Source organism: Streptomyces cadmiisoli, assembly GCF_003261055.1.
Lineage (GTDB): Bacteria > Actinomycetota > Actinomycetes > Streptomycetales > Streptomycetaceae > Streptomyces > Streptomyces cadmiisoli.
This window is the reverse complement of record NZ_CP030073.1, coordinates 4,982,125-4,997,149: the sequence shown is the minus strand read 5'-3', so window position 1 is coordinate 4,997,149 and position 15,025 is coordinate 4,982,125. Positions and strand designations below refer to the sequence as shown.

14 protein-coding genes and 1 riboswitch are annotated in these 15,025 nt (G+C 72.1%); of the genes, 5 read left to right on the top strand and 9 right to left on the bottom strand.

All coding sequences use genetic code 11. The annotated features are described in order from the left end of the window. Positions 1-37 precede the first annotated feature (37 nt). Positions 38-946: an SDR family NAD(P)-dependent oxidoreductase gene (locus DN051_RS21715; RefSeq protein WP_112439327.1), complete on the bottom strand. Its 909-nt coding sequence runs from the start codon at positions 944-946 to the stop codon at positions 38-40. A 103-nt stretch (positions 947-1,049) separates the two neighbouring features. Then, positions 1,050-1,871, bottom strand: a complete 822-nt coding sequence (locus tag DN051_RS21710) for an SDR family oxidoreductase (RefSeq protein WP_079001536.1) — start codon at positions 1,869-1,871, stop codon at positions 1,050-1,052. 190 nt (positions 1,872-2,061) lie between these two features. Between DN051_RS21710 and DN051_RS21705 the strand changes: the two genes are divergently transcribed. Continuing rightward, complete coding sequence (locus DN051_RS21705; RefSeq protein ID WP_425471664.1) at positions 2,062-2,919, top strand: helix-turn-helix domain-containing protein; 858 nt, start codon at positions 2,062-2,064, stop codon at positions 2,917-2,919. A gap of 72 nt (positions 2,920-2,991) precedes the next feature. On the opposite strand, the gene groL is transcribed toward DN051_RS21705, so the two are convergent. The 4 genes from groL to thrC all read right to left on the bottom strand — a co-directional run bounded on the left by groL (position 2,992) and on the right by thrC (position 7,417). Beyond that, positions 2,992-4,614, bottom strand: coding sequence for a chaperonin GroEL (gene groL, locus DN051_RS21700; RefSeq protein WP_053761989.1), 1,623 nt, complete (start codon positions 4,612-4,614; stop codon positions 2,992-2,994). 425 nt (positions 4,615-5,039) lie between these two features. Then, on the bottom strand, positions 5,040-5,243 hold the full coding sequence (locus tag DN051_RS21695) for a cold-shock protein (protein ID WP_004986573.1): 204 nt from the start codon (positions 5,241-5,243) through the stop codon (positions 5,040-5,042). Positions 5,244-5,683: 440 nt separating this feature from the next. After that, the gene (locus DN051_RS21690; RefSeq protein WP_053761990.1) at positions 5,684-5,959 is read right to left on the bottom strand and encodes a ubiquitin-like small modifier protein 1; all 276 of its coding nucleotides are present in this window, start codon (positions 5,957-5,959) and stop codon (positions 5,684-5,686) included. A gap of 174 nt (positions 5,960-6,133) precedes the next feature. Beyond that, entirely contained in the window at positions 6,134-7,417 is a 1,284-nt protein-coding gene (gene thrC, locus DN051_RS21685) for a threonine synthase (protein ID WP_053761991.1), read from the bottom strand. Between the two features lie 17 nt (positions 7,418-7,434). After that, a riboswitch (SAM riboswitch) is annotated at positions 7,435-7,600 on the bottom strand. A 162-nt stretch (positions 7,601-7,762) separates the two neighbouring features. On the opposite strand from thrC, the gene DN051_RS21680 reads away from it, so the two are divergent. Both DN051_RS21680 and DN051_RS21675 read left to right on the top strand, forming a co-directional pair. After that, positions 7,763-8,707: a glucosyl-3-phosphoglycerate synthase gene (locus DN051_RS21680; RefSeq protein WP_053761992.1), complete on the top strand. Its 945-nt coding sequence runs from the start codon at positions 7,763-7,765 to the stop codon at positions 8,705-8,707. 72 nt (positions 8,708-8,779) lie between these two features. Further along, positions 8,780-10,168, top strand: coding sequence for an alpha,alpha-trehalose-phosphate synthase (UDP-forming) (locus DN051_RS21675; protein WP_112439325.1), 1,389 nt, complete (start codon positions 8,780-8,782; stop codon positions 10,166-10,168). 43 nt (positions 10,169-10,211) lie between these two features. Here DN051_RS21675 and otsB read toward each other — a convergent pair whose 3' ends face one another. From otsB to DN051_RS21660, 3 genes are all read right to left on the bottom strand, one after another. Then, complete coding sequence (gene otsB / locus DN051_RS21670; RefSeq protein ID WP_053761994.1) at positions 10,212-11,069, bottom strand: trehalose-phosphatase; 858 nt, start codon at positions 11,067-11,069, stop codon at positions 10,212-10,214. A gap of 74 nt (positions 11,070-11,143) precedes the next feature. Then, positions 11,144-11,374 (bottom strand): DUF3263 domain-containing protein, encoded by a 231-nt coding sequence (locus DN051_RS21665; RefSeq protein WP_053761995.1) that lies wholly within the window; start codon positions 11,372-11,374, stop codon positions 11,144-11,146. A 41-nt stretch (positions 11,375-11,415) separates the two neighbouring features. Then, positions 11,416-12,687: an ABC transporter substrate-binding protein gene (locus DN051_RS21660; RefSeq protein ID WP_455430957.1), complete on the bottom strand. Its 1,272-nt coding sequence runs from the start codon at positions 12,685-12,687 to the stop codon at positions 11,416-11,418. Positions 12,688-12,816: 129 nt separating this feature from the next. Here DN051_RS21660 and DN051_RS21655 point away from each other — a divergent pair, with 129 nt between their 5' ends. Both DN051_RS21655 and nagA read left to right on the top strand, forming a co-directional pair. Beyond that, positions 12,817-13,761 carry an ROK family protein gene (locus DN051_RS21655; protein WP_053761996.1) on the top strand — a complete coding sequence of 315 codons (945 nt, stop codon included), beginning with the start codon at positions 12,817-12,819 and terminating at the stop codon, positions 13,759-13,761. Further along, a complete protein-coding gene (gene nagA, locus DN051_RS21650) occupies positions 13,761-14,906 on the top strand; it encodes an N-acetylglucosamine-6-phosphate deacetylase (protein ID WP_112439324.1) in 1,146 nt (381 codons plus the stop codon). The genes DN051_RS21655 and nagA overlap by 1 nt, the downstream gene beginning before the upstream one ends. Positions 14,907-15,025: the final 119 nt, after the last annotated feature.

Here is a 15,025-nt window from a genome sequence, read left to right as displayed (position 1 = left end):
AGCGCGACGGGGCCGCGCGCTCACCGGCCCGGTCGTCTCACAGTGAACTGCCCGCGGTGAGCAGGTCGTCCAGCCCCGCGCGGCGGAAGAACTCCGCGCGGACGCGGTCGGCGACCACGGAGACGATCTCGCTGCCGTCCCGGGCGGGGTCCACATGGGTGCGCAGCGGCCGGCTCCCCGCGGGCAGGTCCACCAGCCGTACCACCGCCTCGGCGACCTGTGCCACGTCCGCGTCCGGCGGGACGAGCGCGGCCAGCCGCTGGTCCAGGCCGGCCATCAGCGCGCCGTAGCGCTCGTCGTAGGCGGCCGAGCGCTCCGTGTCCGCGGGCGCGCCCGCGTGCAGGAAGTGGTTCGTGCCGGAGGTGAAGGCGCCGGGGACGACGATGGCGGTGTCGATGCCGAACCGCACGACCTCGGCGGCGTAGCTGACGGCGAGCGCGTCCATGGCGGCCTTGGCCGCGAAGTACGGGCCGAGGAAGGGCGGGCAGCCGCCGCGGGTGCTGGAGCTGCCGATCCACATCAGCAACCCGTCGCCCCGGTCGCGCAGATGGGGCAGCGCGGCGCGGTTGACGCGCTGGGCGCCGAGCACGTTGACGTCGTACAGCTGTGCCAGTTGGTCGGGGGTGAAGGCCTCGGCGGGGCCGGTGACCATGTGCCCGGCGTTGTGGACGACCGCGTCCAGCCGGCCGTGGGCGGACAGGACGTGCGCGACCGCCGCGTCGGCGGAGTCCTGCGAGGTGACGTCGAGTTCCACGGCGTGCAGGTCGACGCCGTGGTCGGCGGCGTAGCGGCGCAGGTCGGCGACCGCCGGCGCGTTGCGGCCGGCCGTCTGCCGGATCCCCGCAAAGACGGTGTGCCCGGCGTCGGCGAGCGCGCGCACGGTCAGCGCGCCGAAGCCGCTGGAACCGCCGGTCAGCAGGATGGTCCGGGGTGTCCGGGTGAGCATGGGGTGTCCTCGGGGGTGGAAGGAAGGGAAGGGCCTCGCCCCAGGGAGATCGGCGGGGCCCCGGGAAGATCGGCGGTCAGGCGGGCAGCGGCGCCGGGCGGGGTCAGATGATGCCGCCGTTGGCGCGGACGACCTGGCCGTTGACCCAGTGGCCGGCCGGGGAGGCGAGGAAGGCGACCACCTCGGCGATGTCCTGCGGGGTGCCGAGGCGCTCCAGCGGGGGCTGGGACGCGAGGCGGGCGATGGTCTCCTCGTCCTTGCCGTCCAGGAACAGCTCGGTGGCGGTGGGCCCGGGGGCCACGGCGTTGGCCGTGACGTTCCGGCCGCGCAGCTCACGGGCGAGAATCAGCGTCAGCGCCTCGACCGCGCCCTTGCTCGCGGTGTAGGCGCCGTAGCCGGGGAAGGCCAGGCCCACCACGGAGGTGGAGAAGGCGATGAAGGCGCCGCCCTCGCGGATCCGGCGCGCGGCCTGCTGGGCGATCACGAACCCGCCGCGGATGTTGGTGCGGTGCATCGCGTCCAGCTCCGCCAGATCCGTGTCGACGACCGACGCCAGATGCATGCGTCCGGCCGCGTTCACCACCACGTCGACGCCGCCGAACTCGGCCTGCGCGACGTCGAACAGCGCGGACGCCTGCTCCTCGTCGGCCACGTCCGCGCGGACCGCGACGGCCCGGCCACCGGCCGCGGTGACCTGCTCGACGGCCTGCTCGGCCGCCTCGCGGTTGCCCGCGTAGCCGACGACCACGGCGAAACCGTCGGCCGCCAGCCGCCGCACCGTCTCACGGCCGATGCCGCGCGAGCCGCCGGTGACGACGGCGACGCGGGTCGGCGCGGTCTCCTGGGCCGCCGTAGAAGAGGCGGAGGCCGGAGAAGCCGGAGAAGAGGAAGTCGACGGGGACCACGCGGATTCCTGGGAAGACATGGAGGCTCCTGGGGAAGCGGGGTCCTCCGGGGCCGCGGCTCCGGAGGACATGGCTGGGGGCGTCGCCGTCGGCGGCGCCCTCTCGGTGCCTCCAGCCTGGTCCGGCGCTCCGGCGCCGACCAGGGCTGTGCTCACCCGGGGGTCGGCGTCCCCTGGTTCGGCGCACGGGTGGCGCGCGACCATGGGATGCGTGAACCATTCCGAATTCGCCGCGTTCCTGAAGTCGCGACGCGACCGCATACGCCCGTCCGAGGTCGGCCTGCCCACCGGCCCCCGGCGCCGGGTGTCCGGGCTGCGGCGCGAGGAGGTCGCGCAGCTCGCCGGACTGTCCGCCGACTACTACACCGAGCTGGAACGCGGACGCGGTGCCCAGCCCTCCGCCCAGGTGCTGGCCGCCCTCGCCCGTGCGCTGCGGCTGAACGGCGACGCGCGCGACCATCTGTTCCACCTCGCGGACCGGCCGGTCCCGCCGGCCCACGGCACGGCCGCGCACGTCCAGCCCGCCCTGCTCGGCCTGCTGGACCGGCTCACCACCACCCCCGCGCAGGTCATCACCGATCTGCACGAGACGCTGGTCCAGAATCCGCTGGCGGCGGCCCTCCTCGGCCGGCCCACGGCGGAGCGCGGCCCCGGGGCGAGCCTGGTCTACCGCTGGTTCACCGACCCCGCGGCCCGGGCCGTCTACCCGGCCGAGGACCACCCCCACCACTCCCGGGTCTTCGTCGCCGATCTGCAGGCCGTCGCCGCCCGGCGCGGCCGGGACACCGCGGTGAACCGCATGGTGGGCGAACTGCGGCGGCGCAGCGAGGAGTTCGCCGGGCTGTGGGACGCCCATGACGTCGGTCTGCGGCGGACCGACCACAAACGCATCGTGCACCCGGCGCTGGGCGTCATCGAGCTGGACTGCCATGTCCTGCTCAGCGAGGACGGCTGCCAGCGCCTGCTGTGGTTCAGCGCCCCGCCCGGCACCGAGGGCGCCGCCCAGCTGGAGCTGCTGTCCGTCATCGGCACCCAGGACATGCCGAGCGCCGGCGGAATCGGCGGGTGAACGCCCGAGGGCGGCACCCCCTGCCGGGAGTGCCGCCCTCGGATCGAAGGACGGTTGATCGACCGGGGTCGATCAGAAGTCCATGTCACCGCCCGGCATGCCGCCGCCGGCGGGCGCGGCGGCCTTCTCCGGCTTGTCGGCGATGACGGCCTCGGTGGTCAGGAACAGCGCGGCGATGGAGGCGGCGTTCTGCAGCGCGGAACGGGTCACCTTCGCCGGGTCGATGATGCCTTCCTTGACCAGGTCGACGTACTCGCCGGTCGCGGCGTTCAGGCCGTGGCCCGGGGTCAGGTTGCGCACCTTCTCCACCACGACGCCGCCCTCGAGGCCGGCGTTGACGGCGATCTGCTTCAGCGGGGCCTCCAGGGCCAGCTTCACAGCGGCGGCACCGGTGGCCTCGTCGCCCTCAAGCTCGAGCTTCTCGAAGACCTGGGAGGCCTGGAGCAGGGCCACGCCACCACCGGCGACGATGCCCTCCTCGACGGCCGCCTTCGCGTTGCGGACGGCGTCCTCGATGCGGTGCTTGCGCTCCTTGAGCTCGACCTCGGTGGCGGCACCGGCCTTGATGACGGCCACGCCGCCGGCCAGCTTCGCCAGACGCTCCTGGAGCTTCTCGCGGTCGTAGTCCGAGTCGCTGTTCTCGATCTCGGCACGGATCTGGTTGACCCGGCCCGCGACCTGGTCGGCGGAGCCGGCGCCGTCGACGATGGTGGTCTCGTCCTTGGTGATGACGACCTTGCGGGCGCGGCCCAGGAGGTCCAGGGTCGCGTTCTCCAGCTTGAGGCCGACCTCCTCGGAGATGACCTCGCCGCCCGTGAGGATGGCGATGTCGCCGAGCATGGCCTTGCGGCGGTCGCCGAAGCCCGGGGCCTTGACCGCGACGGACCGGAAGGTGCCGCGGATCTTGTTGACGACCAGGGTCGACAGGGCCTCGCCCTCGACGTCCTCGGCGATGATCAGCAGCGGCTTGCCCGACTGCATGACCTTCTCCAGGAGCGGGAGCAGGTCCTTGACGTTGGAGATCTTGGAGTTCGCGATGAGGATGTAGGGGTCCTCCAGCGACGCCTCCATGCGCTCCATGTCGGTGGCGAAGTAGGCGGAGATGTAGCCCTTGTCGAAGCGCATGCCCTCGGTGAGCTCGAGCTCGAGCCCGAAGGTCTGCGACTCCTCGACGGTGATGACGCCTTCCTTGCCGACCTTGTCCATCGCCTCGGCGATGAGCTCGCCGATCTGGGTGTCGGCGGCGGAGATGGAGGCCGTGGAGGCGATCTGCTCCTTGGTCTCGACCTCCTTGGCCTGGTCGAGCAGGGCACCGGAGACGGCCTCGACGGCCTTCTCGATACCGCGCTTGAGGGCCATCGGGTTGGCACCGGCGGCTACGTTGCGCAGGCCCTCCTTGACCAGGGCCTGGGCGAGAACGGTCGCGGTGGTCGTACCGTCACCGGCGACGTCGTCCGTCTTCTTGGCGACTTCCTTGACCAGCTCTGCGCCGATCTTCTCGTACGGGTCCTCGAGCTCGATCTCCTTGGCGATGGACACGCCGTCGTTGGTGATCGTGGGGGCGCCCCACTTCTTCTCGAGGACGACGTTGCGGCCCTTGGGGCCGAGCGTCACCTTGACGGCGTCCGCGAGCTGGTTCATGCCGCGCTCGAGGCCGCGCCGCGCCTCCTCGTCGAACGCGATGATCTTGGCCATGTGAAGTGGTCCTCCCGGACTGGGGTGGATTGCTCCGGACCGCGCTGGCGCCCGCGACGGACGGCTCGCCTGCCTCGTGGTTCCTTGCCCCACCCGGCTTGCGGCCTCACCGACCCGGTCCTTCGTTGTCACTCTCACCTTCAGAGTGCTAACGCCAATGATTAGCACTCGACCATGCCGAGTGCAAGGTGCGCCCGCGAAGCGGGCTCGTTCAGGGGTGGTGGTCGGGTGACGGGAGAGCGCAGGGCGCGCCCGCGAGGCGGGCTCGTCGAGGGGTGGTGGCCGGGTGACGGGCGGGCGCGCGGCGCGGCGGGGAGACGGCCGGCCGACGCGGGGCGCGGGCGCGGTGCGGGCACACCGAAGGGCCCGCACCCTGCGGGGGTGCGGGCCCTTCGAACAAGACGTCACATACGGTGGTCGCGCGCTTAGGCGGTGACACGAACCATGTCGGCCTGCGGGCCCTTCTGGCCCTGCGAGATCTCGAACTCGACGCGCTGACCCTCCTCGAGGGTCCGGTACCCGTCCATCTGGATCGCGCTGTAGTGGACGAACACGTCCGCACCACCGTCGACCGCGATGAAGCCGTACCCCTTCTCCGCGTTGAACCACTTGACGGTGCCCTGAGCCATGCCTAACTCCCCTATTACTGGCCCTTGCACAGATCCACACTTCGCGGATCCGGGTCAGACCTCACCCCCCATTGGCGTGGGGGCGTGCGCCGGAACGCGTCGACCGCGGCTGAATGTATCTGTCCAACTGCCGTCTGCAACAGGTCAATCGGACGAGAAATCCGGGCAGCAACGGTCGGGAATTTACGGAGAATTCGCCCGAATTCAGGGCAAGTCGGGCCATACAAAAGGAACGAAAGACGCAAATGAGCCAGATACTTTGGCTACTTCTTGTCGCACTCGAAGCCGGAACTCATATGCGTCCGTCACACGGCGCGCGGGGCGTTCCCCAACTCTACCGCGCTCAATCCCACTGAATTGCCCCCTCCGCTTCTCTCACGGAGGGGGCAATTCAATGAACAATGCGTAACCGGCTTTACTCACGGTAACGCGAGAGCCGTTCAGCCGCCCGCGACCGCCGGGATGATGGACACGCCGGCGCCGTCCGGGGTGGCCGTCTCCAGGCCCTGCTCGAAGCGCACGTCGTCGTCGTTGACGTACACGTTGACGAAACGGCGCAGCTTGCCCTGGTCGTCCAGGACCCGGGCGGCGATCCCGGTGTGGTTCTTCTCCAGGTCGGCGATGACCTCGCCGAGGGTCGCGCCCTGGGCGGCGACCTCGGCCCGGCCGCCCGTGTAGGTGCGCAGGATGGTGGGGATGCGAACGGTGACGCTCATGGACTTGACCTCCGGTCAGGTGGAGCGCCCCCGAAGGGGCGCGGGGCACTGCGCGACCGGCCCCACCCGGTCCGCAGACGGACAACGACCTCTGGAACAGCCTGTGGACCGACCCCTGGGCCGGCCCCCGGACCGGTCCCGAGAAACCTCGGGGCCGGTCTCCGGAACGGCCTCTCAGACGAGACCGGCTTCCCTGAACGACTCCAGGCTGGGGCGGATCGTCGCGGTGAGCCCGGTGCCGGCCACCGCGTCCAGCGTCTTCAGACCGTCGCCGGTGTTCAGCACGACGGTGGTCAGCGACGGGTCGAGCACACCGGCCTCGATCAGCTTCTTCGTGACGCCGACGGTCACCCCGCCCGCGGTCTCCGCGAAGATTCCCTCGGTGCGCGCGAGCAGCTTGATCGCGGTCACGATCTGCTCGTCCGTCACGTCCTCCACGCCGCCGCCCGTGCGCCGGGCGATGTCGAGGACGTACGGCCCGTCGGCCGGGTTGCCGATGGCCAGCGACTTGGCGATGGTGTCCGGCTTCTGCGGCCGGACCACGTCGTGTCCGGCCTTGTAGGCGGTGGACACCGGCGAGCAGCCGGCGGCCTGCGCGCCGAAGATCCTGTACGGCCGGTCCTCGACCAGACCGAGCTCGATCAGCTCCTGGAGACCCTTGTCGATCTTCGTGAGCTGGGAGCCGGAGGCGATCGGGACCACCAGCTGGTCGGGCAGCCGCCAGCCGAGCTGCTCGCAGATCTCGTACGCGAGGGTCTTGGAGCCCTCCGCGTAGTACGGCCGCAGGTTGACGTTGACGAAGCCCCAGCCCTCGCCCGCCGGGTCCCCGATCAGCTCGGAGCAGAAGCGGTTCACGTCGTCGTAGTTGCCCTCGATGCCGACGAGTTCGCCGCCGTAGACCGCGGCCATGACGACCTTGCCCTGCTCCAGGTCGTGCGGGATGAACACACAGGAGCGCAGGCCGGCGCGGGCGGCCGCGGCGCCGACGGCGCCGGCCAGGTTGCCGGTGGAGGAGCAGGACAGGGTGGTGAAGCCGAAGGCGCGGGCGGCCTCCAGGGCCTGCGCGACCACCCGGTCCTTGAAGGAGTGGGTCGGGTTGCCGGAGTCGTCCTTGACGTACAGCCCGCCGGTGACGCCGAGTTCACGGGCGAGGTTGTCGGCCTTGACGAGCTGGGTCCAGCCCGGGTTCAGGTTCGGCTTGCCGGCCACGTCGGCGGGGACGGGCAGCAGCGGCGCGTACCGCCAGATGTTCGCGGGGCCCGCTTCGATGCGCCGGCGGAGCTCCTCCGTGTCGTACCCGGAGAAGTCGTACGCGATCTCCAGCGGGCCGAAACACTCCTCGCACGCGAAGACCGGGCCGAGGGGTACGCGGTGACCGCATTCACGACAGGAAAGCGCGGCGGCCGGGCCGAGGTCGACGGTGGATTCACTCGCGCTTGCAACAGTCTGCACAGCCATGGAGGCGAGGCCCTTTCTCCTCATCTTCCTCACGACGCATTTCGCCGCGAGACGGAATTGGCACCTTCCCTAGCCGGGAGCCTCGCGGAGACGATCAGTGCTGACCGACGGTGTCTACGAGAACCGACTGGAGGGTTGCCGGGGCTTCATCGGGCCGTTTCCCTCTGCCCCTCTGGATGAGCTGTATGTGGTTGTCGGCGCGGACAACCCCCGACATGCGATGGTCATCAGCGTTGTTCAAGACTGTAACCGAAGGCCAGGACAGTTGAGATAGCCGTCCGAACCGCGAGATGGATCACACCCGATCACCTCACTCGCCGAGAGAACGCAGAGGAGCCGCAGACTGTGCTGGAAGAAGTCGAGCGCTGGCTGAACACTCGCTCCTGGTCCGTGACCGATCGCCCGCTCCACAGAATCCTGGCCGCGAAACGCACGACGGGCCAGTCGGTCAGTGTCGTGCTGCCCGCGCTCAACGAGGAGGAGACCGTCGGCGACATAGTCGCCGTGATCCGTCACGACCTGATGCTCCAGGTCCCGCTGGTCGACGAGATCGTCGTCGTCGACTCGGGGTCCACCGACCGCACCTCCGAGGTGGCCGCCGCGGCGGGCGCCCGGGTCGTCCACCGCGACGACATCCTGCCGCGCCTGCCGGCCGTGCCCGGCAAGGGCGAGGTCCTGTGGCGCTCGCTGCTCGTCACGCGCGGCGACATCGTCTGCTTCATCGACGCGGACCTGAGGGAGTTCTCCTCGGACTTTGTGTCGGGCATCGTCGGGCCGCTGCTCACCGACCCGGAGGTCGACCTCGTCAAGGGGATGTACGACCGTCCGCTCGGCGGCGAGGCCGGGCAGGGCGGCCGGGTCACCGAGCTGATGGCCCGCCCGCTGCTCAACATGCACTGGCCGCAGCTGGCCGGTTTCGTCCAGCCGCTCGGCGGCGAGTACGCGGCCCGCCGTTCCCTGCTGGAGCAGCTGCCGTTCCCCGTCGGCTACGGCGTGGAACTGGGCATGCTGGTGGACTCGCTGCACCTGGTCGGCCTCGACGCGCTCGCGCAGGTCGACGTCGGGGAGCGCAGGCACCGCCACCAGGACGGGCAGGCGCTCGGCCGGATGGCGGCGGCGATCTACCGCACGGCCCAGCTGAGGCTGGCCCGGGGCCATCTGATCCGCCCCTCGCTGACCCAGTTCGAACGGGTGGAGGACGGGTTCGAGCCCCGCACGTTCTCGGTGGACACCGAGGAACGGCCGCCGATGGTGGAGATCGCCGAGTACGCGGCCCGAAAGGTGGCATGAGGGTCGTATACGACCCGCCGAGGGCGTGAACCGCACGTTTGCGCGGATCCCGCGCGGGCTAGGTTGAGGCGTATGGCTTCAACCTACGGCGCCGCGCAGGTACTGGTGGCCTCCAACCGCGGCCCCGTCTCGTACGAGGTGCTCGAGGACGGCTCGCTGCACGCCCGGCGCGGCGGCGGCGGGCTGGTCTCCGGGCTGTCGGCCATCGGGCCGGACGCGGGCGCCCTGTGGGTGTGCTCGGCGCTGGGCGACGGCGACCGCGAGGCGGTGCGGCGCGGGGCCGGCGAGTCCGGGGTGCGCATGCTGGACATCCCGGCCGACGTGCACGCGGACGCCTACAACGGCATCGCGAACTCGGTGCTGTGGTTCGTCCACCACATGCTGTACCAGACGCCGCTGGAGCCGGTCTTCGACGCGGAGTTCCGGCGGCAGTGGGCGTCCTACGAGACGTACAACCGCGCCTTCGCCGAGGCTCTGGCCGAGGAGGCGGCCGAGGGCGCCGCCGTGCTGGTGCAGGACTACCACCTCACCCTGGTCCCGGGCATGCTGCGCGAACTGCGCCCCGATGTGCGCATCAGCCACTTCTCGCACACCCCGTGGGCGCCGCCGGAGTACTTCCGGATGCTGCCGGACGACATCGCCGCGCGGGTGCTGCGCGGAATGCTGGGCGCGGACCGGCTCGGCTTCCTCACCCACCGCTGGGCCGAGGCGTTCACCGCGTGCTGCGAGCAGTTCGCGGGGGGCCTCGGGGACACCGCGGTCGGGGTGCACGGGCTCGGCGCGGACGCCGACTTCCTGCGCCGCCGGTCGCACGAGTCCGACGTGGACGAACGGCTGACGGCGCTGCGGGCGGAGATCGGCGAGGGCCGCAGGACGATCGTCCGGGTGGACCGGACCGAACTGTCGAAGAACATCGTGCGGGGCCTGCTGGCCTACCGCCGGCTGCTCGACGACCGCCCCGAGTGGCGCGAACGCGTGGTGCACGTGGCCTTCGCCTACCCGTCCCGGCAGGACCTCGCGGTCTACCGGGACTACACGGCCGAGGTGCGGCGGCTGGCCGGCGAGATCAACGAGCGGTACGGCACGCCGGGCTGGACGCCGGTCGTGCTGCACGTCAAGGACGACTTCGCGCGCTCGTTGGCGGCCTACCGGCTGGCGGACGTGGCGCTGGTCAACCCCATCCGGGACGGTATGAACCTCGTCGCCAAGGAGGTGCCGGTCGTCTCCGACGAGGGGTGCGTCCTGGTGCTGTCGCGGGAGGCGGGCGCGTACGAGGAACTGGGCGAGGACGCCGTCGGGGTGAACCCCTACGACGTGGTCGGCACCGCCGACGCGCTGCACCGAGCGCTGACCCTGCCGCCGGGCGAGCGGATGGAGCGCACGAAGCGGCTGGCCGCGGCGGCCACCGCGCTGCCGCCGGCGCAGTGGTTCCTGGACCAGCTGACCGCCCTCACCGGCTGACCGGGGCCGCCCCCGCCCGGCGGGCACGGGGCGGCACGGGCGGTCAGCCCAGTCGGTCCGCCAGCGCGCGCAGCAGCCGTACGACACCCGCCGGGCCGTCCACCACCAGGTCCGCGCGATCGCGCAGCTCGGTGACCTCGTCGCTGCCGCTGCACACCAGCAGACCGGGGGTGCCGTCGGAGCGGAGCTTGTCCACCGCGGCGTAGGCGGGCAGGTCGCCCAGGTCGTCGCCCGCGTAGAGGACGGACCCGGCGGACAGTTCGCGGACGTGGTCGAGCAGGGCGACGCCCTTGTCCATGCCGGGCGGGCGCAGCTCCAGCACCAGACGGCCCGGTTCGACGATCAGCCCGTGCCGGCCGGCGAGGCCGGTGAGCGGCTCGCGCAGCGCCTCGAACGTGGCCTGGGGATCCTCCGCCCGGCGGGTGTGGACGGCGACCGCGCGCCCCTTGTCCTCCACCCACGTGCCCTGCCGGGCGCCGGCCCGGTCGAGCAGCGCCGGCAGCTCCGCGCGGACGGCGGCCACGCCCGGGTGCGGCGCCGGGGACCTGATCTCGTCACTGACGGCGTCCCACCGCTCGGCGCCGTAGTGCCCGAGGACGACCAGGTGCTCCAGGCCGCCGACGCCGGCGAAGCCGCCGAGGCGGACGGCGACCTCGGCCGGGCGGCCGGTGACGACGGTGACGGCGGCGACCTTCGGGGCGAGCGCGGCCAGCGCGGACACCGCCTCGGGGTGAGCGCGGGCCTGCTCGGGGTCGGGCACGATCGGGGCGAGCGTCCCGTCGAAGTCGAGGGCGATCACCGCGCTGCCGGGGCGGGCGAGAATCGCGTCGAGCCCGTCGCGCCCGGCCGGGGTCGAGGGCGTCGGCACACTGCTGCTGGGTTCGGTCTCGTGGCTGCCCATAGGGGGACCCTATCCGCGGGGCGGCCCGGGTACGCCGCCGAAAAGGGCCGCCCGCGCGAACGCCGGAGCGCGCGTCAGCGCTCGGCGCGCCGCGCCTCGCGCACCCGGCGCAGCCGGTTCACCGTCACCGGGTCGTGCGCGAGGGCCCGCGGATCGTCCAGCAGGGCGTTGAGCAGCTGGTAGTAGCGCACCGGCGCCAGGCCCAGCTCCTCGCGTATCGCCCGCTCCTTCGCGCCGGGACCGGCGAACCCCCGGCGCTCCAGCGCGAGGATGTCCTGTTCTCGTCGGTCGAGCCGCTGCTCCATGCCCGAAACGGTAACCCCGGCCACCGACAGCGGGGCCGCGGCTAACCGGCCGCCGCGCTCTCCGCGGTCGTCGCCGTGGTCTGCAACCGGCCGAGGATCGTCGTGGGGCTGCCGCCCTGCCGTACGGCGGTGCCGATCCGCTTCTTCACCTCGGCGCTGACCGCCGCCCAGGAGGTCTTGCCGACGGGGTAGAACTCGGCGAGCGGCAGCTCGTCAAGGAACGGCTTGATCTCCCGGTCCTCGCCGGAGCGCCCCATCGCCTCGGACGCGGCGTTGGTGACCGGCAGCAGGTCGTAGCGGCGGGAGAGGTCCAGGACGTTCTTGTCGCTGTAGACGAAGTCGAGGAACTCCCCGACCTCCTCCCGGTGGCCGTTCTGCTTGAAGGCCAGCATCCAGTCGGCGACGCCCATCGTGGCCTTGCTCTCGCCGTTCAGGCCGGGCATGGGCACCATGCCGAACTTCACGCCCTTGTCCGCGGCCATCTTCATCAGCGACGGGTGGCCGTTCAGCATGCCCACCTCGCCCTCGGCGAAGGCGGCGAACGCGTCCGCGCGGTCGAGGCCGCCGGGGGCGACGGGCCCGGTGAGGCCCTGGCCGACCAGTTTGTCGCGCAGCCAGGTGAAGGTCTCGACGTTCTCGGTCGAGTCGATGCCGTAGGTGCCGACCGCGTCGGTGTAGCCGCCGCCCCCGCTGAGCAGCCACTGCATGGTCTCGGCCTGCGCCTCCTCGGAGCCGAGCGGCAGGGCGTAGGGGTACTCCACCCCCTCGGCCTTCAGCGCGCCGGCCGCGTCGGCCAGTTCCTCCCAGGTCGCGGGCGGGGTGAGGCCGGCCTCCTCGAAGAGGCTCTTGTTGTAGAACAGCAGGCGCGTGGAGGCGGCGAACGGCATGCCGTACTGCACCCCGTTGACCTGGCCCGCGCTGGCGAGCCGGGAGGCGAAGCCGGCCTGGACGGGGATGGAGAGCAGGTCGTCGGCGGTGTAGAGCAGGCCGTCGTCCGCGTAGTCGGCGTAGGCGCCGATCTGCGCCATGTCGGGCGCACGGCCGGCCTCGACCATCTCCTTGACCTCGCGGTCGACGTCGTTCCAGGAGTGGACGCTGACCTCGACGCGGACGCCGGGGTGGTCGGCCTCGTACTTCTCGACGAGCGCGGACCAGTACTTCTCGGAGCTGTTCGCCGCGCTGTCGCCGTAGTCCGCGGCGACCAGTCTCAGGGTCACGTCGGCCGACTCCCCGTCCAGGCCGCAGCCGCCGAGGACCGCTGTCATGCCCAGTGCGGACACCACCGCGATCATTCCTGTCCTGCGCCGCTGCACGTGCTCTCGCCCCTGCCCCGCCGAACGGGACAACCCGTTCGACGCATCACTTGTCCGAATTCCGGATTAAGGTCTACACCACGCAAGTGGACTAGACCTCTTCCGGGTCCACGGTCCACACTGTCCCCCGTGAGACACGTCATCGCCCTCGATGTGGGCGGCACCGGGATGAAGGCCGCCCTCGTCGGGCCGGACGGCACCCTGCTGCACCGGGCGCGCCGGGCCACGGGGCGCGAGCGCGGACCCGACGCGGTCGTGGACGGCATCCTCGACTTCGCCGCCGAACTGGACACGTACGGCGAGCGGCACCTCGGCTCGTCCGCGGCGGCCGCGGGCGTCGCCGTCCCCGGCATCGTGGACCAGGAGCGCGGCATCGCCGCCTACGCGGCCAACCTCGGCTGGCGGGACGTGCCGCTGCGCGCACTGCTCGCCGACCGGCTCGGCGGCCTCCCCGTCGCCCTCGGCCACGACGTGCGCACCGGCGGGCTCGCCGAGGGCCGGATCGGGGCCGGCCGGGGCGCGGACCGCTTCCTGTTCGTGCCGCTGGGCACCGGCATCGCGGGCGCCATCGGCATCGACGGCCGGGTGGAGGCCGGCGCCCACGGCTTCGCGGGCGAGATCGGCCACATCGTCGTACGGCCCGGCGGGACCGCCTGCCCGTGCGGTCAGCGCGGCTGCCTGGAGCGGTTCGCCTCGGCGTCGGCGGTCGGTCAGGCGTGGGCGGCGGCGACCGGGGACCCGGACGCGGACGCCGCGGACTGCGCGAAGGCCGTCGCGTCCGGCGACGAGAGCGCGCGGGCCGTGTGGCAGGAGGCGGTCGACGCGCTCGCCGACGGCCTCGTCACCGCGCTCACACTGCTGGACCCCCGCACACTCATCATCGGTGGCGGGCTCGCCGAGGCGGGGGAAACCTTGTTCACACCGCTGCGGGACGCCGTCCGGCGGCGCGTCACCTTCCAGAAACTGCCGGCGATCGTGCCCGCGGCCCTCGGGGACACCGCCGGATGCCTCGGTGCCGGGCTGCTCGCCTGGGATCTCCTCACCCCTACTGACCCTTCGGAGGTAACCACCTGATGGCCCCTAGCTTGGTTCTCGCCGGTGCCCGGGTGGTACTGCCCTCCGGGACCGTGGCCGACGGCCGCGTGATCGTCGACGGCACGCGGATCGCCGCCACGGCCCCCGACGGCACACCGGTCGTCGACGTCTCGGGCCACTGGCTGGTCCCCGGGTTCGTCGACCTCCACAACCACGGCGGCGGCGGGGCCTCCTTCACCTCCGGGACGGTCGACGAGGTCCTGCGGGGCATCCGCACCCACCGGCTGCACGGCACGACCACGCTGGTCGCCTCCACCGTCACCGGCGACATGGACTTCCTCGCCCGGCGCGCGGGCCAGCTGTCCGAACTGGCCGAGCAGGGCGAGATCGCCGGCATCCACTTCGAGGGGCCGTTCATCTCCCCGTGCCGCAAGGGCGCCCATTCGCAGGAACTGCTGCGCGACCCGGAGCCGGCGGAGGTCCGCAAGCTCGTCGACGCGGCCCGCGGCCAGGCCCGTATGGTCACCCTCGCCACCGAACTCCCCGGCGGCATCGACTCCGTGCGGCTGCTCGTCGAGCACGGCGTGATCGCGGCGGTCGGCCACACCGACGCCACCTACGAGCAGACGGCCGAGGCGATCGACGCCGGCGCGACCGTCGCCACGCACCTGTTCAACGCGATGCCGGCACTCGGGCACCGCGCCCCCGGCCCCATCGCCGCCCTCCTGGAGGACGAGCGGGTGACCGTCGAGCTGATCAACGACGGCACCCATCTGCACCCCGCCGCCCTGGAACTGGCGTTCCGTCACGCCGGCCCGCAGCGCGTCGCGTTCATCACCGACGCCATGGACGCCGCCGGCTTCGGCGACGGCCGCTACATGCTCGGCCCGCTGGAGGTCGAGGTCAGCGACGGCGTGGCCCGCCTGGTGGAGGGCGGCTCGATCGCGGGCTCCACCCTCACCCTGGACCGGGCGTTCCACCGGGCGGTGACCGTCGACCGGCTGCCGGTGGAGCACGCGGTCGCGGCCCTGTCCGCCAACCCCGCCCGGCTGCTGGGGATGTACGACCGGATCGGCTCCCTCGAACCGGGCAAGGACGCCGACCTGGTGCTCCTGGACGCCGACTTCGGCCTCAAGGGCGTGATGCGCCGGGGCGAATGGGTGGTTGAGCCCCAACTGCCCTGATACATCCGCCGGAAGAGAATCCGCCGAGGTGACGCGGGTCGCCGCGACGGCTGTGCCGACCGCCCTCTCTTTGGCATGATCGACCCTCCGGAAAACGAGAACGCATCCATCGGGGGAGG

Excerpts from the sequence above, each read along its gene's own strand:
- DN051_RS21715 (WP_112439327.1), bottom strand. The coding sequence starts at position 946 with ATGCTCACCCGGACACCCCGGACCATCCTGCTGACCGGCGGTTCCAGC.
- DN051_RS21710 (WP_079001536.1), bottom strand. The coding sequence starts at position 1,871 with ATGTCTTCCCAGGAATCCGCGTGGTCCCCGTCGACTTCCTCTTCTCCG.
- groL (WP_053761989.1), bottom strand. The coding sequence starts at position 4,614 with ATGGCCAAGATCATCGCGTTCGACGAGGAGGCGCGGCGCGGCCTCGAG.
- DN051_RS21695 (WP_004986573.1), bottom strand. The coding sequence starts at position 5,243 with ATGGCTCAGGGCACCGTCAAGTGGTTCAACGCGGAGAAGGGGTACGGC.
- DN051_RS21690 (WP_053761990.1), bottom strand. The coding sequence starts at position 5,959 with ATGAGCGTCACCGTTCGCATCCCCACCATCCTGCGCACCTACACGGGC.
- thrC (WP_053761991.1), bottom strand. The coding sequence starts at position 7,417 with ATGGCTGTGCAGACTGTTGCAAGCGCGAGTGAATCCACCGTCGACCTC.
- DN051_RS21675 (WP_112439325.1), top strand. The coding sequence starts at position 8,780 with ATGGCTTCAACCTACGGCGCCGCGCAGGTACTGGTGGCCTCCAACCGC.
- otsB (WP_053761994.1), bottom strand. The coding sequence starts at position 11,069 with ATGGGCAGCCACGAGACCGAACCCAGCAGCAGTGTGCCGACGCCCTCG.
- DN051_RS21665 (WP_053761995.1), bottom strand. The coding sequence starts at position 11,374 with ATGGAGCAGCGGCTCGACCGACGAGAACAGGACATCCTCGCGCTGGAG.
- nagA (WP_112439324.1), top strand. The coding sequence starts at position 13,761 with ATGGCCCCTAGCTTGGTTCTCGCCGGTGCCCGGGTGGTACTGCCCTCC.